We start from the raw sequence: 25,555 nt of genomic DNA, 5'->3' as shown, positions 1-25,555 counted from the left end.
AAGACTAAAATGAAAAAAATATTAGTATTACTTAGTGGTTTACTCTTAGGAGTAACCACTATAAGTTGTGAAAAATTTCTTGACATTGAACCTCAAGGAAAGATTATCCCTAAAACAGTGGAAGATTTTCGAAAAGTATTAACTTCTGCTTATCAAGGTTATCCTAAACATAAATCTTTAACTAACTTTCGTACAGATGAAATTTTCATAGAAGCAAATGGAGAAAACTTTGGCTTCTTGGGTGTTAAAGATGTTTATACCTTTCAAGATGCTAATCCTGACAAACAAACCTTGGAATTTGGATATGACCAATTTTACAAAACAATCTTCTATGCTAACCAGACGATTAATGAAGGTGTTAATACAATGGAGACTGGGGATGAAAAAGAGCAATTGTTAGGAGAGGCTTATGCTATTAGAGCAATGGCTTATTTTGACTTAACAAACCTGTATGCTAAGCCATATAACCCTGCAACTGCTTCAACTGATTTAGCTATCGTATTGCAAAACAAAATTGATATTGAAAACAGAAAACCAAAGTCAACAATGACTGAAGTTTATGCTCAAGTTCACAGTGATATTGATATGGCTAAAAAGCATTTGAAAGTTACTTTCTATGACGCTGGTAAAAACTACCGTTTTACACAAGCCGCTATTTATGCTTTAGAAGCAAGAGTAAACTTATATCAACAAGAGTATGAGGCTGCACTTGTAAGCATTGATAAAGCGATGACGTATAAAAGTGAATTACAAAACTTAAATACAACTAAAGATATTTCTGTTGCAGATTTTAAATCTGTAGAGTCAATCTTAGCTTTAGAAACTGCTTTACAATCAACTTTACAATCGTTGACTTATGTATCACAAGATCTATTAAATGCATTTGATAAAGAGAACGATTTAAGATTTGCTGTATCTTTTGAAAAATCTGGAGACTTTTATGTTCCTGTAAAAACAGGTAAAGACAACCAAAAGGTGTCTTTCCGTACATCTGATTTATATATGATGAAAGCAGAGGCATTAACTCACTTAAATCGATTAGGAGAAGCTACTGATGCTCTTAAAACAATCATTAACAATAGATATAAACCAGAAGCAGCGAGTAAAGTAATAGCTTCTCTAAATGGTTTAGATCAAAAAGCGATGATGAATGCAATCTTAGATGAAAGCTTTAAAGAATTTGCTTTTGAAGGACGTAGATGGTTTGACCTAAGACGCCTTGATCAAAAAGAAATTAACCATAAATTAGGTACTCACGTATATAAACTAATTGAAAACGACGTAAGATATACATTGCCTTTCCCTAAAAAGGCAAGAGAAAATAATCCAAACTTATAGTTTGAATTCTCTAAGAATACTTTAAACAACAAGGAAAAAAGGAAGCGTTACGCTTCCTTTTTTTTTTGCTTATAACTATCATAATATATCCAATCATTCGTATCATATTTAAACCTATTGTACTCAATGAATGCTCTGAACATCCACCTAATAAACTACATTTAAAACAACTCTACAGTCCTTGTACAGAGATATCTTAATATGTATTCATAAATTTTATACTTTTGTAAAAACAAAAATGACAAATGAAAATTGCCATTGTAGAAGATGAATTCTTAGCATCTACGTATTTAAAAAAACTATTATTAAAACAAGTTGTAATTCCAATTGAAGATATAATAATACTATCTTCAGTAAGGGAGGCAATCCTTTTTTTTACAACTAATACAGTCGATCTAATCTTTATGGATATTCACCTCGGTGATGGCAAAAGTTTAGAGATTTTCGAACAAGTAGAAATTACTACACCAATAATTTTTGTAACTGCATTTGATTCCTATGCCATTCAAGTTTTCAAACAATTTACTATTGACTATATACTTAAACCATTTGAAAAACCGGAACTTGAAAATGCTTTAATTAAGTTCAAAAATATCACACAAAAATTTGAAATTACACAAACATTACACACACTTGTCCAGATAGAAGAACAAACGACTAATGAATATAGAAAAAGATTTTTAGTGAATAATGGACATAAATTAAAATCTATTGAAACTGCTGATATTGCCTATTTCTTTGCTTCGGGCAAGCATTTATTTATTCATACTTTTGACAACAATAGCTACATTTATGACGATACTATTAAAGATATCATCAATAAGTTAGATGACAAGGTATTCTTTAAAATTAATAGAAAATACATTATCAATCGAAAAGCTGTACATCATATCGTAAAACACAATAGTCAAAAGATCGAAGTTATCCTTACTCCTAATCCAGAAGATAATAATACTATTTTGGTCAGTAAAAACTGTATTTCTGAATTAAAAGCTTGGTTAAGCTAATTAAAATAACATATAAACTTTGTTGTAATTTTAAGAAACTCTGCTATAATAATTTATTATATTTGAAGAAATCAAACTGAGAAAAACTAAAAATTACATTATGAACATAAGTGATCGCTTAATCGATTTCGTTGATAGAATACTTGACTTATTTAAAGCAATTAAAGGTTATTTAAACAATGCAGTTGCTTTTTTCGAAAAGTTAAAGAATATGATTTTAGAAGTTGTTGAATATTTCAAAGATAGAATTGAAGATGCTGTAGATAGATTAGAAGATCTAACAGACGAACAAATCCTTTCTTTAGAAGAAGAACACTTCTTTATATAATTTTTACTTTAAAATTATTTTTTTCTTCATCTCCTCTACTACTTCAAATGCAGCTGGACATATAGCTACATTTTTTAATGTTAGATTAGCTATTTGATTAAATTTTTTACGATCTGTGTGTGGGTATTCTCTACATGCTTTAGGACGTACATCATAAATCATACAATAATTCTCAGCATCTAAAAAAGTACAAGGAAGACTTTGTAAAACAAAATCGCGATCCTCATCAATCTGTAGATAGGTATCTATAAATTGTTGGGGTTTCATTTTTAAATGCTTCGCTATTCTTTCTATATCAGCATTGGTAAACAACGGTCCTGTCGTTTTACAACAATTAGCACAACTTAAACAATCTGTACGCTTAAATACACTATCGTGTATTTCTTGCATCTTATAATCTAAATCTTTAGGTGCTTTCTTTTTTAATTTATCGAAATACTTTTTATTTTCATTATGCTTATCTTTGGCAACTTTAGGAAGTTGTTTCAGTATTTTATCCATGGAAATTATTTTACTGCAAAATTACAATAACTCCTTTTTAAATTTAAATGAATTAAGAAATAATGAAAGATCTTTTAGGAAAAGCTATTTTAGATTTTCAAACAAATAACAACCCTCAGTCATTAATTACTGAGACAGACATTTCTGAAGCAGAAGAAATGGATATTCAATACCTTTTTAGATCGTTTAACGAAATGCCTAAATTGGAACAATTAGCTTTAAAAAAATGTAGAGGTAAAATACTTGATGTTGGTTGTGGTGCTGGTGCTCACAGCATATACCTACTTAATAAAGGATTTGATGTGAAAGCAATTGATATTTCTGCAAACTCTATAGAAGCTTGTAAACTAAGAGGTATTGAAAATGCAGAAGTAAAAAACATTTTAGATATCAAAGACGAAAAATTTGATACAATCTTACTATTAATGAATGGTACAGGTATTTTTGGAAGACTAATAAATACTACTAAATATTTAACTCATCTTAAGTCATTACTTAATCCTGGTGGACAAATATTGATTGACAGTTCGGATTTAATATACATGTTTGACGAAGATGAAGACGGTGGTAAATGGATTCCAATGGATAATAAAGATTATTATGGTGAATTAGTTTTTACTGTAGAATACAAAGGAGAAATTGAAGAACCTTTCAATTGGTTATACTTAGATTATAATACACTACAAAATGCAGCTAATGCGAATGGTTTAAACTGCGAATTACTTCAAGAAGGTAATAATTGTGACTATTTAGCTAAACTTAGCCTTACATAGCCTAAAATAGGATTAGATAAATAAAAAAGCGTCTGTATAATTATACAGACGCTTTTTTATTTATTCTCCAACTTTTGAATCATCTCCAAGATATTTCATAAAAATACCTTGTAAACCCATAGCCCATTCAGTTCCTACTTCTTGTCCTTTCTCGAATAAAACTTCATTTTTATCACTTAGTTTTTTTCCAATTGGTGATTCATAAAACTGAATTAACTTCTTAATATCATCATGAGTAAACTCAGTCATATACATATCAGCCATTTTATCTAATAGAAGATTTAAACTTCCCTTCAACTCTTTGTTAAAGTCAGCTCTCTTTTCCTCTGCTACGTCATTAGCTAAGTCTTTGGTTAGTAACTCAAACGTTTTTAACTGTCCGCTTAACTCCATATATTTCTTAGTATCAGCTTTAAATCCTTCTTGTGCAAAAGAGAACTGAGCTACAAATACTAAAACAAATGATAGTAATATTTTTTTCATATTTATTTTTTTATCAATTATAAAATTAAACTTAATTAAGGAATATCCAAATATTTATGTGTTTGCATAGATATTTTCCACTTTGGATTTTTCTTGACGTATTCTACAATTAATGGTGTCATCTCATCTCTCTTACTCCACTCCGTTTGTAACAATAACAAAGCATTATCATTTACTCTTGCAGCTTGTTCTTCTGCAAATATGAAATCATGCTTATTATAAATAACTACTTTCAACTCATGTGCTGCATCATAAACACTTTGTGTAGGCAATTTATTCTTTTTAGGAGACAAACAAATCCAATCAAAATCTCCACTCATTTCATAAGCCCCTGATGTTTCAATATTTGTTTGCATACCCTCTTTCTTCAATTCACTTGTAAGATAATCTAAATTGTACATCAAAGGTTCCCCACCAGTAATAATAACAAGCTTACCTTCGTTTTCAGATGCTTTAGCTACCATATCTTCCACTGTAGTCAATGGATGTAGTTCTGCATCCCAGCTTTCTTTTACATCACACCAGTGACATCCAACATCACATCCACCAAGTCTAATAAAATATGCAGCATGCCCTGAATAGAATCCCTCTCCTTGAATAGTATAAAACTCTTCCATTAATGGTAATTCTTTTCCTTCTTTCAATGCTTTATTGTTTTCCTCTTTCAACATTTTACTTTTCATTAAAGTGCAAAGATAAGCGATAAACAAAACAAATATTAGTTATAATAAAAAAACTCATCTAATTAAAGATGAGTTCTTAATATGTTTTAGTTTTAGTAATTGAGATTACTGTAATGCTTTAATCGTGTTTTTCGCAAATTCATTTGATGGATCAAGAGATAATACTTTATTGAATGTATCTATTGCTTCTTTGTTATCCTCATTATTTGCATAATACGTAGCGATTGATGTATAAGCTTCAATTACTTGATCTTGATAATCTGGGCTATTCAATGCTTGTTTATCCTCTAAAGACTTAATGAATCCTTGGTAAGCTTCAAAAACGCCTTTAGAAGCAGTTTCTGTCTTTAGATAACGATTTGTTCTTGCTTTAAAGAAGTAAGCCTCTGAAATACTTGGATCCAATACAATAGTTTTGGCAAAATACTGATCAGCTTTTAATAAATCTTCTTGTCCTTGCGCTTCATTACTACTACCCAATTGATAATAGCAATAAGCAGTATAGTAGTTGTCATAACTCACATTAGGTTGATCTTTGACTTCAGCTGAAATACTAAGAATATCTATCGCTTGTTTATACATTGACTTTCTATATAAATCAACACCTAAACCATTAAATTCACCTGCAATAGCAGGCTCTACTTTTATAGCTTCTTTTAAATTCTTAACTCCTATTTCGTAATTTTCTTTACTGTCTTTTGATAAAGCAATATGACTTAATCCTAAATACAAATAATCACGACCAATAGCTTTTGAGCTAATACCTAAAAACTTTGTCATTGCATCAATTGCCTCCTGATATTTTCCATTTTGATATGATGCGTAACCTAAATAACGAAGAATACGATTATTTACTCCTTTTACATTTTTAAGATTCTTTGCTAAATCTTCCAAAGCTTTATAATTATCCGTCAACAATAAAAAATCAGCATATTTCATCTGCGCATCAATCGCATTGTCTGAAGCGACAATATACTTTTTGTAATTTTCATTAGCATTAATTATATGAGCTTCCTTATTATCATTGTCTCTCCTCGACAATAGGTAATAATTATCAGCAATTTCTCTAAAGGCTGGAGCATAATTACTATTTACAGCAAGTATCTCTTCACACGCTCTAATAGCCTCTTTATAACCACGCCCACGTTTAGTAATAATTGCCAATTGCAACTTAGCATCAAGTAAACCTTCATCATAAGAAATTGCATTTCTAAAAGAAGAGAAAGCTTCATTAAAGTCTTTCAGCTCCATATATGCTTTTCCCATTACATTATGTGCTTCTGCAATTGTATAATCTTTTTCAATTACAGAACTGGCAATTTTCTGTGCCTCTTTTGGAAGACTATTCATTGAATACAAATAAGCATTTGCTACTAACAACTGCTCGTCATAATCCTTTTTACGTATTTCTGATAAAGCCTTGTTTAAAAATTCTTTTGCTCTGACAGCATCATTCGCCTCTAAAGCCAATTGTCCTAAACCAATATTATTTAAGAAGCCTTTACTTTTAACAGCGATACCTTTTTCAAAAAAGAAGCGTGCAGAATCAGCTTGCTCCTCCTTTAAAAAAACATCTCCCAAATAATAATAATTTTTACCATCATTGGGTTTATCAATAACTAATGAACGTAAGATTGCTTTTGCTTTATCCAATTGCTCATCTTGTATAGCTTTTTTTGCGGTCTCCAAATCTTGTGCAGTCATAGAGCTACTAACTATACCTGCTGCCAATAATGACAAGACCATTTTTTTATTCATAATCATGATATGGTTGTTTTATAGATATTTCTATATTTCTTTACGAACGTTAAGTTCTCTTGGTGGTACTTTAAATGGCACTAAACCCGATTTCAAAACAATACGTTGTCCCTTGTATCCAGCGATATAAGATGCAAAACCTACACCTAATCCCGATTTTCCTTGAATATCAATCACGTAATCTTTTCTAATTAAAGGATAAGTACCTTCTGCAATATTATTTTGAGTTGCTTTATAGTATTTTCCATCTTCATAATTCTTTACAGCTAATACTTTAATTCCTTCTAACAACTTTTCAGTAGATACTGTTGGTTGTACTAACCAATTTAAACCAATAACGCCTATTGCATTTTTATTTTTACTTACATACTCAATTACAGCATCGGTATCTTTCAAATAATAAGCATAATCTTTTGGAAACTCAGTAACACTTGCCGCTTTTCTAAAAGCAGAAGATACACTTGAATTAATATTATCAAATACCAAAATTGTTTTATCCTCTGCATCGACAGATTTACTCTGTAAATTTTTAATAACATTATTGTAATCAATAACACTGTCATTATATGTTTTATTGGTTACAAAAACAATCGCATCAGAAGCAAAATGAGTCATTTTTGGAGTAACGCGACCTTTAAAAAGTTCTAATTCTTTTTCATCTAATTCGCGTGGCAAAACAGCAATTCGAATAGAATCATTAAGTAATAAATTTAAAATCTCCTGTTCAGTGTGTTTAAGTAAATTAATCTTGATTCTATCATACTCATACATAAAAATCTCGTTAACATCATTAACAATAGGGAAGATAGACTCATCAACTAAAATATTCGTCTGTCCTGAAACCGGTGTTTCTTCTAATGTACTAAAATCTATTTCTTCTTTTGTTACATGATCAACCTTTTTTTTACATTGTACAAAAGCTACGCTAACACAAGATAATAATGCAACACTGCATAATAATCTAAAACCTCTTTTTTTCATTAGGTATGAACTTACTATAATTGTTATTCCCTAAAGATAAAAAATTAAAGGAACATCCAATAATAGAAGTTCCTAAATAATCGAATTCTATATATTGAAAAAACACTATAGATATTAAAAGAACTACATAAGAAATAGTATATACAAAAAAAGCTACGTTTTCACGTAGCTTTCTCTATTCTTGTTGCCATAATCGAATAAATCGAAAGACACCATATACGATAAGTAATACCCCAAACCATACACGATTAGTGTATTCTAAGGCTATTGGCATATCCTTCCAAACTAAGAACATTATACCTAATCCTAAATAAATAAGAAAGAAGGCAAGTCCTAAAATGAACAGAAATCGCTGAAGTAGCGATTTCTGTTTAAATTTATTTATCAACATACTATTGTACTTGGATAGTAATTGGTAATGTAAATTGAGAACGAACTGTTCTGTTGTTTTGAATTGCAGGCTTCCATTTAGGCATAGACTTCAAGACTCTCACAGCTTCTTTACCAGCTCCATAACCTGGGTCACGTGCTACTTTGATATCTGTTAAAGATCCGTCTTTCTCCACAATAAACTGAACAATAACTTGGATTCTCTTAACTCCAGAATCAATATCTGGTGTTCTAAATCTACTAATAAACTGTTTATTAAAAGCAGCCATACCTCCTGGGTACTCAGCTCTAACTTGTACAGCTACGAAAACCTCATTTGAGTCTCCATCTCCGTCTCCAGAACCTTTTCCTTTGTCAGCTTCACCAGTTTTTTCACCAGTTTTAATGTCTCCTTTTTCTTTGTCTCCTTTTTGATCTTTTGTACCAGGGTCAGCATCTTTGAAGTCATCTTGTTTAGCGATTTCTTCTTTTACTTCTTCTTTCTTAGCAATCTCAGGTTCAACAAACTTCTTTTGATCATTCACCGACTTAGTTGATTCCGCTGGTGGCGGTGGCGGTGGAGTTTCTTCCACTGGTGGTGGCGGTGGTAACTCTTCAATCGGTGGTGGTAAATTAATATCAACCACTTCGATTACTTGATCAATCACCTTTTTTTCTTTTATACCGAAAGTTCCCTTAGCCATTGCGATAAGCATTGGAGAAGCAATTGCTAAACCAAACATTGCCATACCTGCAAACAAAGCAACTGTAGTAACTTTTGGATTTTCAGATCTTAATTGATAAGCTCCGTAAGATTTGTTACGTCCTTCGAATACAATATCAATCCAATCTTTTTTAAAGATATTTAATTTTGACATAATTTCTTTTTTTCAATAAGACGTTAACTATTTTTCTCCTAAGAACTCTAAATCTTGTGCTGTGATATCAACGATAGCATACGCTTTTGTATTCGTAATTGCCATTTCATCTAATATATCTACAAGATTACGGTAAGTAGAACTCTCACTCGCTCTAATAATAACAATCAGTCCTTTCTCTGGATCTTGAGAATAAGCTAAAGCTTTTTTATTGTGCTCTAAAATAACTTGTCTTATTCCTGCTTGACCATAAGTAGATTCTGTTGGTCCCTCAAGTGGCTCGTGAGGCATCCCCATATACCACTTTAACTTATTATCCGCACCTAACAAGATAGTCATAGTACGATTCTCATCGACTTTAGTCTTACTATCTTCATCTGGCAATTCATCTTTATCCTTGTCAGGCATTGCAAGATTCATAGACTGCGGTTTATTCATTGATGTTGTCAACATAAAGAACGTAATCAATAAGAACGCTAAATCCACCATTGCTGTTAAGTCAACACCTGCATTTTGCTTTTTACTTCTTACCTTTTTGCCTTTACCGTCGCCTCCACCTGTATTTAATTCAGCCATTTACAGTTTTTTTAATGATTAAAAATCTTCATTTCTTAGACCTGTTACCAAATAAAATTTGTTCAAACGTTGTTCTTGCAAAATATCCATAACAGTTTTTACCTTAGGGTAGTGTACTTCAGCATCAGCTTTAATAGCTACTTCAAGTACTTTGTTATTTCTCTCTTTAGCAACAATACGTGCAGTTTGAACCCAATCCTTTAATTGGTTGTTTACTGAATCCGTAGGGATTCCAGGTTGCGATGCACTAATTTTATTTCTAACATCTGGCGGAAGATTCAAGAAACTTTTCAAATCCTTAATTGGAGTTCCAACACCCTCTATGTAAGAAAACGTCTGTTTTTCTTGATCATTAAATTCTATTTCATAACGCTCACCCATTTTCTCAAGGGTAGCTATACGATCTTCTTTACCTAAAACTCCAAAGAAAACCTTTTCTGCTCCATTCTCACCACCTACTGTAATAGTAGCTAAATTTACCTCAGGTAATTTAGTTTGTACTGTAGAATTTGGAGTATCAACAGGTAATGGCTCTGGAAGTTTTGCTGTAGAAGTCAATACGAAGAAAGTTAAAAGTAAGAATGACACGTCACACATCGCGGTCATATCCACTCTCATACTTTTCTTTTTCATTTTACCTTTAGCCATTGATAGTTAATTTTTAAACTGAACCTGTGTTATCTTACTAACACAGGTTATCAGTATTAATATTATATTCTTATTCTCGAATTATTTTACTAAACCTTTGAATCTTCTGTAAGATTGAGTAATAGCAAAACCTGCTTCGTCAATAGAATAAGTTAATCTATCAATTTTAGTTGTAAATGAGTTATACATAACAATAGCTAATGTAGAAGTACCAATACCTGTAGCAGTACATACTAAAGCCTCAGAAATACCTGTTGCTAATGCTGCCGAGTCAGGTGTACCAGAAGTTGCTAAAGCAGAGAACGCTTTAATCATACCTGTTACTGTACCTAATAACCCCACTAAAGTACCAATAGAAACTAATGTTGCTAATACAATCATATTTCTTTCTAACATTGGCATTTCTAATGTTGTAGCTTCTTCGATTTCTTTTTGAATAGCTTCTGTAGCTTCTTCACTTGAGAAACCTTCTTTTTTCATTTCTTCATACTTAACTAAACCAGCTTTAACTACGTTAGCTACTGATCCTTGTTGAGCATCACATGCATCCATTGCTTCGTTGATTTTTCCAGCGTTGATTGTACCTTGGATATCTTCTACGAATTTGCTTACATTTCCTTTTCCTGCAGCTTTAGAGATTACGAAGAATCTTTCAATTGAGAAAACCACTGTCATTGTTAATAAACCAATTAACGCTGCTACAACGATTCCTCCTTTATAAACCATTCCCATGAAGTTACCTGGAAGTGGGTGTCCTTCAGGATCACCATTTTCGAAGTTTGCAGGGTTACCCATTACAAATTTCCAAATAATGTAACCAAAAACCACACAAAATACTACTGCTAGTGATGCAATTACTCTGCTTGCTCCTGAACTAGATCCTTTTTTCTCAACTGTTTCGTTTGTCATCTTTTTAAAAATTTAATTCTTTTTTTTTCAATTATTACTTATTACTTATTTCTCTTTTAATACATATGAGAGTCGCAAATTTATGTTTTTACAGCAAATAAAAAAATTTAAAATGCTTTTTTTAAATTGTTTATTTGACGAATTAACACTAAGGAAATTTAACAGCCATATATAAAAGGAAATGTTAAGTAAAGGTAAAGATAATAAGTCTAATTGAATTAAACCATACTATTTTTTACAGAACCCTCATTTTTAACATTTCAATTTTATACTATTTATAATTTTACTTATCATTATCTTTGCTTTGTAAATGAAAATATTCACATTTAAGTTTAATAAATGAATACAGAAAAATTCACATCGCAGTTTCAAAATGGCTACACTTTTAAAGGTGATTATATCACAATTGGAGGTGCCAAATTAGACGACGCTATTCTTAGTGATCATTTAGTTAAAATTCCTTTAAAAACCATTAATAGACACGGCCTTATCGCTGGAGCAACAGGGACAGGAAAAACTAAATCTATACAGGTTTTATCTGAACAATTATCTTCAAAAGGTATACCAGTTTTAATGATGGATATCAAAGGTGACTTTAGTGGAATTGCTCAACCTGGAGTCGAAAATGAATTTATTAGAAATAGACATCAGCAAATGAATTTACCTTTTAATTCTCAGGGATTCCCTGTTGAATTAATGACTATTTCTGAACAGAACGGTGTGCGATTACGTGCTACAATTACAGAATTTGGCCCTATTTTGTTTAGTAGAATCCTTGATTTGAATGAAACTCAATCTGGAATTGTCTCATTAATTTTCAAATATTGTGATGATAAAAAACTTCCTTTATTAGATATTAAAGACTTTAAAAAGACGCTTCAGTACTTAACTAACGAAGGAAAAAGTGAAATTGAAGCTGATTATGGTAGAATTTCAGCAGCTTCAACAGGTGCAATTATTCGTAAAATCATCGAAATTGAACAACAAGGTGGAGAACTTTTCTTTGGTGAACCGTCATTTGATATTTCAGATTTAATGCGTGTTGATGAAAGAGGTCTTGGTTATATTAATATTTTACGTTTGACAGATATTCAAGATAAACCTAAACTTTTCTCTACATTTATGTTGAATCTACTTGCTCAAGTTTATTCTCAAATGCCTGAACAAGGAGATAGTGGACAGCCTGAATTAGTTATTTTTATTGATGAAGCTCACTTAATATTTAATGAAGCAAGCAAAACTTTACTTAATCAGATTGAAACAATAGTAAAATTAATTCGTTCTAAAGGAATTGGTATATACTTTATCACACAAAATCCAACTGATATTCCAAATGGTGTTTTAGCACAATTAGGTTTAAAAATTCAACATGCTTTAAGAGCTTTTACTGAAAAAGACAGAAAAGCAATTAAAACAGCGTCAGAAAACTTTCCGCAAACTGAATTTTATAAAACCAGTGAGATCATTACTCAATTAGGTACAGGAGAAGCCTTAGTAACTGCTTTAAACGAAAAAGGAATTCCTACTCCACTTACTGTTTGCGCAATGAGAGCACCTATGAGTAGAATGGATATTTTATCTAACGATGAAATTAATTCTATTATTGACAAATCTTCTTTAGCGAAAAAATACAATAATTATTTTGACAGAGAAAGTGCTTACGAAATCTTAACTGCTAAGCTAGAAAGAATGCAGTCAGAAGAAGTAGAGGTTCAAAAGCCAACAAAAACTTCCAAAACTACTACTGCTGCTCCAAAAAGTCAAAACAATGATATTACAAAAAGTGTTTTAAAAGTTGTAACAAGTGCTACTTTTATTCGTGGTGCTTTTGGAATATTAAATAAAATATTTGCTAATAATACAAAAGGTAAAAAATAATAAAAAAAGGCTGTCTATATAGACAGCCTTTTTTTATTTAGTCATTCTAATAAATAGAAAATATTAGCTCTTTTATATTATAAACAAGCTAACATCTACTATTACATTATTCAGATTGAACGATCTCCTTCAACTTTTCCATTATCTCTGGAGAATCCCATTTCTCTTCAATATTATCTTCTCTCATTATTATATCCATCCATAAACCTTGCTGTTTTCCCATTTCTAAAGCTGCAACGTACGTATCAGTACTAAATGTAACTCTATCATATAAAGGCAACCATAAATCCGGGTATTGAGAAGCAAACTTACTCTCTATCTTCTTACGCAATAAAAAAGTATCATCTGCCGTATGTTCACTCATTTCTCTAAAGTTTTGATATGACAACTCGGCAATTGCATCACCATTTGGCTTTCTCATCTCTTGATAACGACTCAAAACCTCATTCCAATTTACCTCATCATACTGATCAAGTATTTCACTTAAAACAAATACGTCTTCTAATCCTGCATTTAATCCTTGTCCATAAAACGGAACTACTGCGTGAGCAGCATCGCCAATTAAGGCTACTTTAGACTTGTGAATCCAAGGAAAACATTTCATTGTTACAAGTGAATTCACAGGATTTCTTAAGTATTGTGTTATATAACCAGGTATTAGTTGGGATACTTCTGGAAAATACTTAGCAAAAAACACCTGAATATCTTCTTCTGTTTTAATGCTCTCAAATGAAACATCTCCTTCAAAAGGCATAAATAATGTACAAGTAAAAGAACCATCTACATTTGCCAATGCTATTAACATAAAGTCCTTTCTTGGCCAAATATGAAAAGAATTAGCTGCTAATTTGTGTTCTCCTACCTCAGTAGCATCAATTACTAACTCTTTATATCCCAAATGTAAATATGATTGTTGATACTCAAACCTACTTTGTTTTTGCATTCTTGCTCTAATGCGTGAATAAGCTCCATCTGCCCCAATTATCAAATTATGTTTGATTGCTTCCCATTGCAATGCTTCTTCTTTGGCTGTAAATAATAGCCCTTTATCTAAATCAACATCCCAAATCGGTGTCTCAAACTTAAAAACTACACCAGCTTCTTCCGCAATCGTAATAAGGTGTTTGTTCAAATCTCCTCTTGATATCGCCCAAATAGCATCTCCTTTAACACTGTAAGGTTGGTGCTTAACCTCTCCTTCTATTGTATGAATTGCTCTTTGATACATCGGTATTCCAATTGCTCTTACTTGATCTGCAATACCTATTTTATCAAGAATACGCCATCCTCTATCTGAAAGAGCTAAATTGATAGATCTTCCTCTAAAGTCCAACGTTCTAATATCACAACTTTTATCATATACAACAACTTGGTAACCTTTCTTCTTTAAAGTTAATGCTAATACAACACCAACTAATCCACTACCTACAACTGCAATATCTTTACTCATCACATTTATACTATTTGAAACTATTACACCAAATAAACTATCGTATTCATAATTTATCTTGACTATAATAACTACTTATAATTCTGTTTGTTTTAGCTCATAAAGCTACAACCACAAATGATAACAAAAAAATAAAGAGCCAAAAAATGGCTCTTTATCTTTATATCAAAATTACTTTTTGAATTCTATTTTTTCTCCTACTGCTAATCCTTGTGATTTAGCATAAGCTCCACACATATGGAATAACAATCTTGCTCCTACGTTTCCATCCCAATCATCTTCTCCTGGTGCAACTTCCACCAAGTCCATACCAATTATCTGCTTATTCGTTTCAGATAATCTTGTGATCATATAAGTAGCTTGTTCAAAAGTTAATCCTCCTGGAACTGGTGTTCCTGTATTTGGACAATACCAAGGTAACAATGCGTCGATATCAAAACTAATAGCTACTTTCGCAGGTAATGAATCTATGATTTGGTCACATTTCGCTTTCCAAGACATTCCTTCAAACTCATCTGTTTTTAAATCCGAATCTGTATGAACTAATACTCTACCGTTTGAAGTATGTACAACCTCAGCTTCTTGCTCACAAAAATCTCTAATTCCTACTTGAACTATTTTTTCAACTTGAGACAGTCCTAAAGTATTGAACATAATTGACGCGTGAGAATAAGTAAATCCTTCATAAGCATCTCTTAAATCCATGTGTGCATCAAAATGTAAAATTCCAAAAGAATCGTGGTATTTTGCTAAAGACTTATAGTATCCTAATGGCGTACTGTGATCCCCTCCTAATAACACAACTTTTTTACCTTTTTCCATCCAATAAGTGATTCTTTCTTCAACCTCTTTATGGAATACCTCACACGCTTCATTAATAGCGTCTAAATCTTTTTGCAATGCTGGATTTTCTGCAACATCTTCACCATTCTCTAATGCCTCAATAATTGGCTGAGCCATTTCTTTATATTTTGCACTATTCTCTGCCCAATGTGCAGGTGCCTCATCTATAAATATCCCTAATTTCCATAACTCAGGATACTGTTGATGATGTAAATCTACTTGAAAAGAAGCTTCTAAAATAGCCTCTGGTCCTTCAGAAGTACCAGCTCCATAACTAACAGTAACCTCCCAAGGTGCAGGAACTACAATAATTTCACTTTCTTCTGCAGTAAAAGGTAATCCATAAATACTTGCATCAGCTAATCCTGGTTGAGAAGGATCAAAATTGTCTATTTTATGCTGTTTTGTTGACATCTGTAAATGTTTATTTTTTTTGCAAATTTAAAATTATAATTCAATCTCAAAACAATACTACACATTAGATTGTTTTAGTCCTTGTTTCAATATTTGTCCAAAGTGATAAATATCTTCATAAGAGGTATAAAAAGGAACTGGTGCTAAGCGAATTACATTCGGTTCACGCCAATCTACTATCACTCCGTTTTCCATTAAATAAGTAAATAACTCACGGCCTTCTCCGTGTAATAAAACTGAAAGCTGACTTGCTCTTTCTTCTGGAACTACTGGTGTGATTACTTCAAAATTACCGCCTACTTCTTTTGCAATATCTTGAATAACAAAATCAAGATAAGCTGTTATTTGATCTCTTTTACCTATTAACGTAGACATCCCAACTTCAGAAAACATTTCTACAGAGGCTAAATAAGGAGCTAAACTTAGAATCGGTGGATTACTAATCTGCCATCCATTTGCACTTTCAATTGGATCATATTTTTTTTCCATCAAAAAGCGACGCTCTTTATTATGTCCCCACCATCCACCTAAGCGAACAAGTGTTTCATCTTGGTGATACTTTTCATGTATAAAACAACCTGAAGCATTTCCTGGTCCTCCATTCATATATTTATAACTACACCAAGCTGCAAAATCTACATTCCACTCGTGTAACTTTAATTCTACATTTCCAGCAGCATGAGCTAAATCCCAACCTACTTTAGCATTGTATTGCTGTGCATAATTGGTAATCGTTTTCATATCTAATACTTGACCAGTGTAATAATTAATTCCACCTATCAGAACAAGAGCCAACTCATCTCCTACCTCATCAATTTTAGCAAGAATATCTTCCGTTCTAAAATTGTGTTCTCCTGCTCTACGTTTTACCTCTACAACAACATCTTTATAGTTTAATCCGTGCCATTGTACTTGTGATTGTATTAAATACTGATCACTCGGAAATGCCTTCTCTTCACAAATAATTTTAAACTTTCCATTAGTAGGTTTATAAAAAGTAGCCATTAACAAGTGTAAATTAACCGTCAATGTATTCATTACAGTAACCTCACTTGCTTTTGCTCCAACAACCTTTGACAAAGGTTCACAGAATCTCTCGTGATAATCCCACCAAGGTTTTTCTGCATAAAAATGTCCCTCTACTGCTAATTCTGCCCAATCAGTCATTACTTCATTTACAAACTTAACTGCTCTTTTGGGCTGAAGCCCTAATGAATTACCTGTAAAGTAGATAACTTGTTTCCCGTTTACTTTTGGAAAATTAAACTCCTGTCTGTATTTAGACAGTACATCTTTACTATCTAAATTCTTTGCATAAGAAAGAGTGTTCTCAAACATCATGAATTATATTGCTTTTGGTTTTAGTAAATGTAACTATTTTAATCCTATCTCAAAGACACCTCATCGAATAAAACCGAATGCTACTTTCTATTAAAATAACTAAATGATTATCTCTAAACAATAACTTATCACAATAGTGTTAACTACTTTATATCCTTGCTTCCTTAACTCAAAACAAAAAAGAGGATATCTAAACAGATATCCTCTTTTATAAATTATTTAAAATCTTCTACTATAAGATTAGCATCGCATCTCCGTAAGAGTAGAATTTGTATTTCTCTTTTACAGCTTCTTTATAAGCTTTCATCATTAAATCATGACCACAGAAAGCTGAAATCATCATCAATAATGTTGACTTAGGCATATGGAAGTTTGTTACCATACAGTCAGCAATACTGAAATCGTAAGGAGGGAAAATAAATTTATTTGTCCATCCAACGAAAGGATTCAAAGTTTGGTTAGAAGATACAGAGCTCTCTAAAGCACGCATACTTGTAGTACCTACAGCACATACTCTGCTTTTTCTTACTTTAGCATCATTAACTATATCACAAGCTTCTTGAGTTACAAACATCTCTTCAGAATCCATTTTATGCTTAGATAAATCTTCAACCTCAACTGGGTTAAATGTACCTAATCCAATGTGTAATGTAACTTCTGCAAATTTAATTCCTTTAATTTCTAAACGTTTTAATAAGTGCTTAGAGAAGTGTAATCCTGCCGTTGGTGCAGCTACAGCTCCTTCTTCTGTTGCATATATTGTTTGGTAACGTTCAGCATCTTCTGGAACTACCTCACGGTTGATATATTTAGGAATTGGAGTTTCTCCAAGTTCTTGAAGTTTTACTCTAAATTCTTCATAAGACCCATCATATAGAAAACGCAATGTTCTTCCTCTTGATGTTGTATTATCAATTACCTCTGCTACAAGAGAATCATCTTCTCCAAAGTATAATTTATTTCCAATACGAATTTTACGAGCTGGATCTACTAAAACATCCCATAAACGCTGTTCTGCATTTAACTCACGTAATAAGAAAACTTCGATTCTTGCTCCAGTTTTTTCTTTATTACCATATAAACGAGCTGGGAATACTTTAGTATTATTTAATACCATTACATCACCTTCATCGAAATAATCGATTAAATCTTTAAATTCTTTATGGTCAATAGTTCCTGCTTTACGATCAATCACCATTAAACGTGATTCATCTCTATTTTCAGCTGGAAACTCTGCCAATAACTCAGTTGGCAAATCAAAATTAAAGTTTGATAACTTCATTGAATACGGTTTAAATTAAAATAACACTAAAGACTATAATAGTCCAAGAATCTGCAAATATACAACCTCACGATAGGGGTTGTCAAGTATTTAACGATATTTTTCTTTTTATAGCTTATATCTCTGCTATATTAAATCCTAATTCAGTCAAGCAATCCCAAAAACTAATAAATGATTTACTAACTACCTCTGCCTCAAGAATTACTATATCAGTCTTTAATGCTAAAGGAGCAAAAGCCATAGCCATCCTATGATCTTGGTAAGTTTCAATTGCAATCCCACTATTAATCACTTGACTTGAATCGATAAATAAACTCTCATCCGTGACAGCAATAACAGCACCAAGTTTTGTTAATTCATTTTGTAAAGCAACTAATCGATCTGTTTCCTTGATTTTTAACGTATGTAGCCCTTTTAACTCACATTCAACTCCCAATCCGAAACACGTAACTGCAATTGTTTGAGCTAAATCTGGTGTTTCTACCAAATCCGCACTAAACTTAGACTCTGCCTCTTCTACCTTTTGTAACGCTATACAATCATCTTCTAAAAAGATAGTTTCAACTCCTAATCTTGCATATAACTTTGCTACATTACTATCGCCTTGTAAACTATTCTCTTTATAACTACTTAATCGCATTGTTGTTCCTATAGGTGATAATGCGATTATGGAATAAAAATAAGAAGCGGAAGACCAATCAGATTCCACAGTAAAACTATTTTTCAATGGTTTTTCTAATTGTTTCACAACAATAGTATTGCCTTCAAAAAGTGTTTCTACCCCTAATTGATTTAATAAAGACAAAGTCATCTCAATGTACGGGCGTGAGGTAATATCTCCTATTAATTCTAATTCAACCCCTTGTTTAAAATGAGTTCCTACTAACAATAATGCAGTTATATACTGACTACTAATATTAGCAGGTAATACAACTCTCCCTCCTTCTGACAAATGTCCTTTTATTTGCAATGGTGGATATCCTTCAATTCCCTTATAACTAATTTCAGCTCCTAACTGACGTAAAGCATCGACCAAAACACCAATAGGTCTTTCTTGCATTCGTTTACTACCAGTCAATACCAAGCTTCTATTTGTACATAAAGAATAATAAGCCGTCAAAAAACGCATTGTTGTTCCTGCGTGATGAATATCAACCACTTCTTCTGTAGTTGACTTCAATGCATTTACCATAGCACAAACATCATCTGAGTCAGATAAGTTTTTAATGTGTAATAACGGAAACAATTGCTGTAAAATAAGTAGGCGATTACTTTCAGATTTACTTCCTGAAATCACCAACGATTTACGATTGTTTATTTGACTATGAGAGAGTATCTTCTTCATATAAACAGTTTATTTCAATTTTTCATTGTTGTGGTGGCGGTCGTGATCGCGCTTTGTTTTCACATCCATCTTTTTATCAAAAGCTTCTTGTAGATTAACTCCTGTCTGATTTGCTAAACAAAGTACAACAAAAACAACATCGGCTAATTCCTCACCTAAATCTTTATTTTTATCACTTTCTTTTTCAGATTGTTCTCCATAACGTCTTGCGATAATACGGGCTACTTCTCCAACTTCTTCTGTTAATTGAGCCATATTAGTCAACTCATTAAAATAACGAACTCCGTGTTCTTTAATCCAATTATCTACTGCTTTTTGTGCGTCTTGTATATTCATCTTTTTAATGCTTAATTCTTTTTAAATATTTTTCCTTTAATCCACTTGTCGTAAATAATCATCAATGCCATAAATACAACATATTTTACCATAAAATTCAAAACACAGGTTTGATTTCCTGCTATGGCACATCCTAACTCATCTGACAAAAACCAAGTTAATCCAATATATATAACCGTAAAAAAACTATATTTTACTAATGTATTCATTACTCTTTATTTTGTGTGTCAATAATTATAGTTACAGGTCCATCATTTAAGAGTTCTACTTTCATATCAGCTCCAAACTTTCCTGTCTGAATAGTCTTTCCAAGTTCTTTTTCTAATTGTGCTATAAATTTCTCATACATCGGCACGGCAAAATCAGGCTTTGCTGCACGTATATAAGAGGGTCTATTCCCTTTTTTTGTAGAAGCGTGTAAAGTAAATTGACTTACCAACAAAATATCTCCTTCGATATCTTTAATAGACTTATTCATCACTCCATTCTCATCATCAAATACACGTAAATTAGTTACTTTTCCTCCTAACCATTCTATATCACTTTGTGTATCTACTTCTTCAATACCAACAAGTATAAGCAATCCTTTTTCAATTTCACCTATAACTTGCCCTTCTACAGTTACAGATGCTCGTGTTACTCTTTGTATTACAGTTCTCACTTGATAATTCTTTTTTAAATCAATATCTACAAACTTAAAACTTTCAATTAGTCTCTCCTCTCTTTCTACTCGTTTTTTTTACTTTATCAAAACCTCAAAAAACAATATAAATCCAAACTAAACACTACTCAACATTCACTTAGTGAGAATATGCTTTTTTACACTAATTCTAATTAAAATATAAACAAAAAAGGAAACAACACAATCATAAACAACTATAAACAAACATATTACACCTCATTTTCCAACAATTAACTTTTATTCAATTATTAGTATTCAATCTAAATAAAGAACTATATGTCTTTGATTAGTTAATAAAATGTTTAATTTTACACATTAATTTAGAATAAGTCTTAATTAAACACTCACTATGAAACCTCTTAAAATCAATTTATTAATCGCTTTCATTTCTTTACTTTCTACTGTCTCTTTTGCTCAAACGCAACAATATGTAGGAAAAGTAATCAATCAACATACGAAAAAACCTGTACAAGGTGCGATTATCACCTTAATAGATACTAAACAAGTTTTTATTACTGAAGATAATGGTACCTTTTCATTTACAGCTCCCAAACAAATAGACATTATCGTCTCTCATTTAGGTTTTGAAGAAATCCGTATGTCTTTAAAAAATACTTCTCAAAATATTTATCTAAACCCAATTATGGAGCAACTCGAAGAATTGCTCATAAAATGCACAAACAATATCAATGATATTGATGTACGAAATCTAACTGGTTCTGTAGTTACACTTGATATGAATAAATTAAGTGAACGCTCTGAAATAGATATGGCAAAACTTTTACAAGGACAAGTACCAGGATTAACTGTTAATTATGGAGGGGAACTTGGAAAGAAACCTGAAATACGAATTAGAGGTAACTCTTCGTTTAATTACAATGGAAGTGCTAATGAACCTCTCTTTGTAATGGATGGAATCATTATTTCTACTGAAACATTCCTTACCTTAAATCCAAATGATTTTACTACGATAAAAGTCCTTAAAGATGCTCCTGCTACTGCTTTATATGGTATAAAAGCAGCTAATGGAGTAATTGAATTAACTTCAAAAAGAGGTTTTGAAGGCAAACCTGTTTTTAGTTTTTCTATGAAACAAGGAATTACTCTTAGAGGTGAACGTCCTGTAGAAATGATGGGAACAAATGAAAAATTAGCATTCGAAGAACGAATGGAAATGCTGGCAACTCCTGGATATCTATTCTCTGAGAAATACATCACTAAAAATTATCAAAATAGCCCTTTATTACAAGCGAAATTAGCGGAGGGAAACAGAGTACTTGATTCTCTTAAACAATATAATACTGATTGGTTTAAAGAACTTATTAAGCCTAATCATTTTCAATCGTACAACTTTAGTGTGAGAGGTGGAACTGAAAAAAACACCTATTTCTATTCTTTGAATTACAGTAAACAAGGTGGTCGTATTCCTGGTAACGATATTAACCACATCACTGCCCGCGCAAACTTAAATTATCTAATATCAGATAACTTCAACCTTGCTATTAATAATAGCTTTGGGGTAGCAACTGCAAATACGGAGAATGGTATGGATAATGATCCATCTTCTCTTGCTTACATTTTAAACCCATATGAAACAAAAGAAAGTAAAACACTATATAGTTTTGACAAAAATCGTTCCTATAAAGACTTAATTAATCAATTCTATCAAAAAAGTACTACTAAGCGCTTTAGTAGTTCTTTGGTTATGCAATGGGATGTTTTACCTGAATTAAATATCTCAGGGGTAATTGGTGCAGATTATAGTTTAGGGGAAGTAAATAAACGCATATATAGTACTGCATACAGCCAACGTGATTATCCTATAAATGCACAAGGTTACTTATCAGAGGAAGATAATAAAAACTTTGATTTTTCTTCAAACATTCGTGCGAGTTACCAAAAGCAGATTGGAGACCACGACTTTTTTATTGGAATCAATTCTGATTATTATATAACAAATATAAAATCACTTTCTGCGTCTGGTTATGGTATTGCTGATGATATAAACAGTATTTCTGGTATCAATAACTCTTTAACGGGAGCCTATGCTCCTAATAATTCTGGGAACAAAATTAAAAATGCCCAATTAGGTTTTGGAGCTGCTTTAGGATATACATTCCAAAACACCTATGATCTATATGTAAGCATTAAAAGAGATGGTTCTTCTCTTTTACCAAGTAACAACAGATGGAACAATGCTTGGTCTACGGGTATCGGATGGTCTCCAAGTGAATATGCTTTTTTTGCTAAACAGAATATTTTAACGGCTTTAAAGTTTAAAGCTTCTTTAGGTTATACAGCAAGTATGGTTGGAATTACTCCTCGTGATATTGCAACGACTTTCAGTAACTCTAACAACTTTTACGGAGAAAGTAGAATCTTACAACTCCTTGCTTTGCCTAATAAGGATTTAAAACCTCAGCAAACCTATTCGACAAATTTTACAATTGATTTTGGTTTCCTAAATAGATTTAACCTTACAACAACTTTGTACAACGAATTAACGAAAGAAGCCATAGTTGCTGTTCCAATTGCAAGTAGCAATGGTTTTAAAACGTTTACAAAAAATATCGGGAAATTAGAAAACAAGGGTATTGAGTTAATGCTTAATGGTGATGTTCTACGCATTGCTGATTTTAAATGGAACTCATCTATTTCTATGTCTTATAATGCTAATAAAGTCAAAAATCTTTATGGTACGGATAAAATTTATTTATCTGACCAATCTGTTATTCCTGAATATGAAGTTGGCAAACCTTTAGGTGTTATTTATGGGTTACAAGATAATGGTGTTTACCCTATTACTGGATTACCTCAATATGTAGATAATGATGGAAAAATAATCAACTATGAAGACAATGTCTCTCCTAATTACTTCAATAATTTAGGATACTCTATTGCTCCTTATAGTGGTTTTTTCAACAACTATTTTAGTTATAAAAATTGGTCTTTAACTGTTAACATTAACTATAGTTCTGGTGGTAAAGCAACTTATAGTAAATCTTATATTAGAGATAATACAAATGCTAATCAGAATGCTATTAAAGGACAATTAGACAATATGTGGTTTGAAATTGGTGACGAAAACAAATTATATCCTGCTAAAAACCTTCCAAGCTCTGTTTATGATTTGTATCAATATCCAACAACAAAAACGGTGTATAAAACTGATTATATAAAATTAAACTTTGTTCAATTAGGTTATAGCATTACACAAAGCTCATTCATTAATCGCTACTTCAAATCTTTACAAGTAAATGTACAAGCTGACAATATTTACACCTATCGCAGACAAAAAGATAAAGGCTCTCTAAATGATGTATTACAACCTATTTTAACTTTTTCTATTAACGCTACATTCTAATTATGAAAAAAATATTTCTATTTATAGCTATAGGCTTTCTAACAGCGTGTAGTTTAGACATAAAATCACAAGATGAAATATCTGGTGATAATATCATTAATACTCCTACAAAAGCAATGGGAGTATTATCTCAAGCTTATAAGAGCCTTCCTGTTTCTTCTGAAAAATTCACTTTACTAACAGAGGATTTACAACCTAACTATCAAGTTGTGTACAAAAAAAACTATCAACTTAGCTATAATTGGGACCAACGTGAACTAACAAAAACAACTGCAACTATTTGGGAAGATTACTATAATGCTTTAATTAACTTAAATGTTATTTTACTTTCTAATGACAATTTGAATAAAGACAATAAGGATTGGCAATATATAAAAGGAAATGCACTCTTATTAAAAGCATATATATACTTTGATTTGTTGCAGCTTTACAGCAATCGTTATAATCCTAATGCTTTAGGTATTATTCCTAAAAACTCCTTAAGTCTGGAAACAAATAAGCGTTTAACCCAAACAGAAACATTAGTTGAAATTAACAACCTATTGGAAGAAGGATTGTCTCTCATAAAAGATTATCCTTATGAGAAAAACTATTTCATAACTAAAAAAGGAGCTCTGCATATACAAGCTCAAGTAGCTCTTTTTATGAGAGACTTTTCAAAGGCAGAAAAATTGGCTAAAGATCTTTTAAATGATAATTTTAAACTGATTAATACTGAAACAACGTATGCTAATCTTTGGAATAATCAGCTGACAAGTATTTCTTCTAATGTTTATTGGATATATGATTTACAAGAAAACCCTAATCACTATTTGTATTATCAACAAAACGCAGGTGATTATTTCTATATCAATGAAGCTCTTTCTTTTGCCGAAAAGGATATAAGACATAATGTTTCTCAATATTTATTTAAGTTTAAAGCTACTGGTACAGATGGAATAGATAGACAGTTGTTAGGAAAATATAAAACTACATCTGAAGACAAAACACAAAAGCCTATTGTTATGTCAAGAAATACAGAGACTTATTTTATTTTAATTGAAAGCTTAATTGAACAAAATAAAAATGCTGAAGCAATAGAACTGCTAAATGATTTCCTTTCAAACTTAAATGTAGACACTCTTACTCCTAATCTTTCGCAAAGTGAATTAAGAGCAATCTTTCGCTTACAAAAACAGAAAGAGTTCATTGGAGAAAAGATGAACTTCTTCGACTTAAAAAGATGGAATATTGACCTTGTCAGATATATACCTGATAGCAATAATAAAGCTGCTACAATTAAATCTACGGACTTCAGGTGGACTTGGCCATTGCCTGCTTCTGAAACGAGACATAATCCAAATGCAACTCAAAATGAAGGATGGACTATTGTTGACTAATATTGAAAA

25 protein-coding genes are annotated in these 25,555 nt (G+C 31.6%); 7 read left to right on the top strand and 18 right to left on the bottom strand.

Annotated features, from left to right (window positions below; genetic code table 11):
- Positions 1 to 9 precede the first annotated feature (9 nt).
- The 3 genes from GQS07_RS07135 to GQS07_RS07125 all read left to right on the top strand — a co-directional run bounded on the left by GQS07_RS07135 (position 10) and on the right by GQS07_RS07125 (position 2,673).
- Complete coding sequence (locus GQS07_RS07135; RefSeq protein ID WP_158210211.1) at positions 10 to 1,338, top strand: RagB/SusD family nutrient uptake outer membrane protein; 1,329 nt, start codon at positions 10 to 12, stop codon at positions 1,336 to 1,338.
- A gap of 245 nt (positions 1,339 to 1,583) precedes the next feature.
- The gene (locus GQS07_RS07130; RefSeq protein WP_158210210.1) at positions 1,584 to 2,345 is read left to right on the top strand and encodes a LytR/AlgR family response regulator transcription factor; all 762 of its coding nucleotides are present in this window, start codon (positions 1,584 to 1,586) and stop codon (positions 2,343 to 2,345) included.
- A 100-nt stretch (positions 2,346 to 2,445) separates the two neighbouring features.
- On the top strand, positions 2,446 to 2,673 hold the full coding sequence (locus tag GQS07_RS07125) for a hypothetical protein (RefSeq protein WP_090409024.1): 228 nt from the start codon (positions 2,446 to 2,448) through the stop codon (positions 2,671 to 2,673).
- 3 nt (positions 2,674 to 2,676) lie between these two features.
- Here the strand turns inward: GQS07_RS07125 and GQS07_RS07120 are convergent, their stop codons facing one another.
- Positions 2,677 to 3,174, bottom strand: a complete 498-nt coding sequence (locus GQS07_RS07120; RefSeq protein WP_158210209.1) for a YkgJ family cysteine cluster protein — start codon at positions 3,172 to 3,174, stop codon at positions 2,677 to 2,679.
- A gap of 62 nt (positions 3,175 to 3,236) precedes the next feature.
- Here GQS07_RS07120 and GQS07_RS07115 point away from each other — a divergent pair, with 62 nt between their 5' ends.
- On the top strand, positions 3,237 to 3,947 hold the full coding sequence (locus GQS07_RS07115) for a class I SAM-dependent methyltransferase (protein WP_158210208.1): 711 nt from the start codon (positions 3,237 to 3,239) through the stop codon (positions 3,945 to 3,947).
- A 60-nt stretch (positions 3,948 to 4,007) separates the two neighbouring features.
- Here GQS07_RS07115 and GQS07_RS07110 read toward each other — a convergent pair whose 3' ends face one another.
- The 9 genes from GQS07_RS07110 to GQS07_RS07070 all read right to left on the bottom strand — a co-directional run bounded on the left by GQS07_RS07110 (position 4,008) and on the right by GQS07_RS07070 (position 11,232).
- Positions 4,008 to 4,430 carry a DUF2059 domain-containing protein gene (locus GQS07_RS07110; protein ID WP_158210207.1) on the bottom strand — a complete coding sequence of 141 codons (423 nt, stop codon included), beginning with the start codon at positions 4,428 to 4,430 and terminating at the stop codon, positions 4,008 to 4,010.
- 35 nt (positions 4,431 to 4,465) lie between these two features.
- Positions 4,466 to 5,101: a 7-carboxy-7-deazaguanine synthase QueE gene (locus GQS07_RS07105; RefSeq protein ID WP_158211344.1), complete on the bottom strand. Its 636-nt coding sequence runs from the start codon at positions 5,099 to 5,101 to the stop codon at positions 4,466 to 4,468.
- Positions 5,102 to 5,218: 117 nt separating this feature from the next.
- Positions 5,219 to 6,877: a tetratricopeptide repeat protein gene (locus GQS07_RS07100; protein WP_233269241.1), complete on the bottom strand. Its 1,659-nt coding sequence runs from the start codon at positions 6,875 to 6,877 to the stop codon at positions 5,219 to 5,221.
- Between the two features lie 24 nt (positions 6,878 to 6,901).
- Entirely contained in the window at positions 6,902 to 7,852 is a 951-nt protein-coding gene (locus GQS07_RS07095) for a PstS family phosphate ABC transporter substrate-binding protein (RefSeq protein WP_158210206.1), read from the bottom strand.
- Positions 7,853 to 8,027: 175 nt separating this feature from the next.
- Positions 8,028 to 8,243 carry a hypothetical protein gene (locus tag GQS07_RS07090; RefSeq protein ID WP_158210205.1) on the bottom strand — a complete coding sequence of 72 codons (216 nt, stop codon included), beginning with the start codon at positions 8,241 to 8,243 and terminating at the stop codon, positions 8,028 to 8,030.
- 1 nt (position 8,244) lies between these two features.
- Positions 8,245 to 9,099: an energy transducer TonB gene (locus GQS07_RS07085; RefSeq protein WP_158210204.1), complete on the bottom strand. Its 855-nt coding sequence runs from the start codon at positions 9,097 to 9,099 to the stop codon at positions 8,245 to 8,247.
- A gap of 27 nt (positions 9,100 to 9,126) precedes the next feature.
- Positions 9,127 to 9,675 carry an ExbD/TolR family protein gene (locus tag GQS07_RS07080; protein ID WP_090409001.1) on the bottom strand — a complete coding sequence of 183 codons (549 nt, stop codon included), beginning with the start codon at positions 9,673 to 9,675 and terminating at the stop codon, positions 9,127 to 9,129.
- Between the two features lie 18 nt (positions 9,676 to 9,693).
- Positions 9,694 to 10,323, bottom strand: coding sequence for an ExbD/TolR family protein (locus tag GQS07_RS07075; RefSeq protein WP_090408998.1), 630 nt, complete (start codon positions 10,321 to 10,323; stop codon positions 9,694 to 9,696).
- Between the two features lie 81 nt (positions 10,324 to 10,404).
- Positions 10,405 to 11,232 carry a MotA/TolQ/ExbB proton channel family protein gene (locus GQS07_RS07070; RefSeq protein ID WP_090408996.1) on the bottom strand — a complete coding sequence of 276 codons (828 nt, stop codon included), beginning with the start codon at positions 11,230 to 11,232 and terminating at the stop codon, positions 10,405 to 10,407.
- A 339-nt stretch (positions 11,233 to 11,571) separates the two neighbouring features.
- Between GQS07_RS07070 and GQS07_RS07065 the strand changes: the two genes are divergently transcribed.
- Positions 11,572 to 13,110 carry a helicase HerA-like domain-containing protein gene (locus GQS07_RS07065; protein WP_158210203.1) on the top strand — a complete coding sequence of 513 codons (1,539 nt, stop codon included), beginning with the start codon at positions 11,572 to 11,574 and terminating at the stop codon, positions 13,108 to 13,110.
- A 106-nt stretch (positions 13,111 to 13,216) separates the two neighbouring features.
- Here GQS07_RS07065 and GQS07_RS07060 read toward each other — a convergent pair whose 3' ends face one another.
- The 8 genes from GQS07_RS07060 to dtd form a co-directional block, all read right to left on the bottom strand.
- Complete coding sequence (locus GQS07_RS07060; protein WP_158210202.1) at positions 13,217 to 14,560, bottom strand: FAD-dependent oxidoreductase; 1,344 nt, start codon at positions 14,558 to 14,560, stop codon at positions 13,217 to 13,219.
- A gap of 171 nt (positions 14,561 to 14,731) precedes the next feature.
- Positions 14,732 to 15,817: an agmatinase family protein gene (locus tag GQS07_RS07055; RefSeq protein ID WP_158210201.1), complete on the bottom strand. Its 1,086-nt coding sequence runs from the start codon at positions 15,815 to 15,817 to the stop codon at positions 14,732 to 14,734.
- A gap of 57 nt (positions 15,818 to 15,874) precedes the next feature.
- Entirely contained in the window at positions 15,875 to 17,158 is a 1,284-nt protein-coding gene (gene kynU, locus GQS07_RS07050) for a kynureninase (RefSeq protein ID WP_158210200.1), read from the bottom strand.
- 232 nt (positions 17,159 to 17,390) lie between these two features.
- Positions 17,391 to 18,440 (bottom strand): tRNA preQ1(34) S-adenosylmethionine ribosyltransferase-isomerase QueA, encoded by a 1,050-nt coding sequence (gene queA, locus GQS07_RS07045; RefSeq protein ID WP_158210199.1) that lies wholly within the window; start codon positions 18,438 to 18,440, stop codon positions 17,391 to 17,393.
- A gap of 115 nt (positions 18,441 to 18,555) precedes the next feature.
- Positions 18,556 to 19,785 (bottom strand): 3-phosphoshikimate 1-carboxyvinyltransferase, encoded by a 1,230-nt coding sequence (locus GQS07_RS07040; RefSeq protein WP_158210198.1) that lies wholly within the window; start codon positions 19,783 to 19,785, stop codon positions 18,556 to 18,558.
- A 9-nt stretch (positions 19,786 to 19,794) separates the two neighbouring features.
- Complete coding sequence (locus GQS07_RS07035) at positions 19,795 to 20,121, bottom strand: nucleotide pyrophosphohydrolase (RefSeq protein ID WP_090408976.1); 327 nt, start codon at positions 20,119 to 20,121, stop codon at positions 19,795 to 19,797.
- Positions 20,122 to 20,132: 11 nt separating this feature from the next.
- Positions 20,133 to 20,330, bottom strand: a complete 198-nt coding sequence (locus GQS07_RS07030; RefSeq protein ID WP_158210197.1) for a hypothetical protein — start codon at positions 20,328 to 20,330, stop codon at positions 20,133 to 20,135.
- Entirely contained in the window at positions 20,330 to 20,782 is a 453-nt protein-coding gene (dtd, locus tag GQS07_RS07025) for a D-aminoacyl-tRNA deacylase (RefSeq protein ID WP_158210196.1), read from the bottom strand. The genes GQS07_RS07030 and dtd overlap by 1 nt, the downstream gene beginning before the upstream one ends.
- 370 nt (positions 20,783 to 21,152) lie before the next feature.
- On the opposite strand from dtd, the gene GQS07_RS07020 reads away from it, so the two are divergent.
- Positions 21,153 to 24,167 (top strand): SusC/RagA family TonB-linked outer membrane protein, encoded by a 3,015-nt coding sequence (locus GQS07_RS07020; protein ID WP_158210195.1) that lies wholly within the window; start codon positions 21,153 to 21,155, stop codon positions 24,165 to 24,167.
- Between the two features lie 2 nt (positions 24,168 to 24,169).
- Positions 24,170 to 25,546, top strand: coding sequence for a RagB/SusD family nutrient uptake outer membrane protein (locus GQS07_RS07015; protein ID WP_158210194.1), 1,377 nt, complete (start codon positions 24,170 to 24,172; stop codon positions 25,544 to 25,546).
- The last annotated feature ends 9 nt before the right edge of the window (positions 25,547 to 25,555 follow it).

The sequence above is a fragment of the Myroides phaeus genome (assembly GCF_009799805.1).
GTDB classification, from domain to species: domain Bacteria; phylum Bacteroidota; class Bacteroidia; order Flavobacteriales; family Flavobacteriaceae; genus Flavobacterium; species Flavobacterium phaeum_A.
This window is presented reverse-complemented; position numbering and strand designations above follow the sequence as displayed.

Excerpts from the sequence above, each read along its gene's own strand:
- GQS07_RS07020 (WP_158210195.1), top strand. The coding sequence starts at position 21,153 with ATGAAACCTCTTAAAATCAATTTATTAATCGCTTTCATTTCTTTACTT.
- GQS07_RS07125 (WP_090409024.1), top strand. The coding sequence starts at position 2,446 with ATGAACATAAGTGATCGCTTAATCGATTTCGTTGATAGAATACTTGAC.
- GQS07_RS07035 (WP_090408976.1), bottom strand. The coding sequence starts at position 20,121 with ATGAATATACAAGACGCACAAAAAGCAGTAGATAATTGGATTAAAGAA.
- GQS07_RS07130 (WP_158210210.1), top strand. The coding sequence starts at position 1,584 with ATGAAAATTGCCATTGTAGAAGATGAATTCTTAGCATCTACGTATTTA.
- GQS07_RS07030 (WP_158210197.1), bottom strand. The coding sequence starts at position 20,330 with ATGAATACATTAGTAAAATATAGTTTTTTTACGGTTATATATATTGGA.
- GQS07_RS07060 (WP_158210202.1), bottom strand. The coding sequence starts at position 14,560 with ATGAGTAAAGATATTGCAGTTGTAGGTAGTGGATTAGTTGGTGTTGTA.
- kynU (WP_158210200.1), bottom strand. The coding sequence starts at position 17,158 with ATGATGTTTGAGAACACTCTTTCTTATGCAAAGAATTTAGATAGTAAA.
- GQS07_RS07095 (WP_158210206.1), bottom strand. The coding sequence starts at position 7,852 with ATGAAAAAAAGAGGTTTTAGATTATTATGCAGTGTTGCATTATTATCT.
- GQS07_RS07090 (WP_158210205.1), bottom strand. The coding sequence starts at position 8,243 with ATGTTGATAAATAAATTTAAACAGAAATCGCTACTTCAGCGATTTCTG.
- GQS07_RS07105 (WP_158211344.1), bottom strand. The coding sequence starts at position 5,101 with ATGTTGAAAGAGGAAAACAATAAAGCATTGAAAGAAGGAAAAGAATTA.
- GQS07_RS07075 (WP_090408998.1), bottom strand. The coding sequence starts at position 10,323 with ATGGCTAAAGGTAAAATGAAAAAGAAAAGTATGAGAGTGGATATGACC.
- GQS07_RS07055 (WP_158210201.1), bottom strand. The coding sequence starts at position 15,817 with ATGTCAACAAAACAGCATAAAATAGACAATTTTGATCCTTCTCAACCA.
- GQS07_RS07100 (WP_233269241.1), bottom strand. The coding sequence starts at position 6,877 with ATGATTATGAATAAAAAAATGGTCTTGTCATTATTGGCAGCAGGTATA.
- GQS07_RS07120 (WP_158210209.1), bottom strand. The coding sequence starts at position 3,174 with ATGGATAAAATACTGAAACAACTTCCTAAAGTTGCCAAAGATAAGCAT.
- GQS07_RS07135 (WP_158210211.1), top strand. The coding sequence starts at position 10 with ATGAAAAAAATATTAGTATTACTTAGTGGTTTACTCTTAGGAGTAACC.
- GQS07_RS07080 (WP_090409001.1), bottom strand. The coding sequence starts at position 9,675 with ATGGCTGAATTAAATACAGGTGGAGGCGACGGTAAAGGCAAAAAGGTA.
- GQS07_RS07085 (WP_158210204.1), bottom strand. The coding sequence starts at position 9,099 with ATGTCAAAATTAAATATCTTTAAAAAAGATTGGATTGATATTGTATTC.
- GQS07_RS07115 (WP_158210208.1), top strand. The coding sequence starts at position 3,237 with ATGAAAGATCTTTTAGGAAAAGCTATTTTAGATTTTCAAACAAATAAC.
- GQS07_RS07040 (WP_158210198.1), bottom strand. The coding sequence starts at position 19,785 with ATGAAGAAGATACTCTCTCATAGTCAAATAAACAATCGTAAATCGTTG.
- GQS07_RS07015 (WP_158210194.1), top strand. The coding sequence starts at position 24,170 with ATGAAAAAAATATTTCTATTTATAGCTATAGGCTTTCTAACAGCGTGT.
- GQS07_RS07110 (WP_158210207.1), bottom strand. The coding sequence starts at position 4,430 with ATGAAAAAAATATTACTATCATTTGTTTTAGTATTTGTAGCTCAGTTC.
- GQS07_RS07065 (WP_158210203.1), top strand. The coding sequence starts at position 11,572 with ATGAATACAGAAAAATTCACATCGCAGTTTCAAAATGGCTACACTTTT.
- GQS07_RS07070 (WP_090408996.1), bottom strand. The coding sequence starts at position 11,232 with ATGACAAACGAAACAGTTGAGAAAAAAGGATCTAGTTCAGGAGCAAGC.
- queA (WP_158210199.1), bottom strand. The coding sequence starts at position 18,440 with ATGAAGTTATCAAACTTTAATTTTGATTTGCCAACTGAGTTATTGGCA.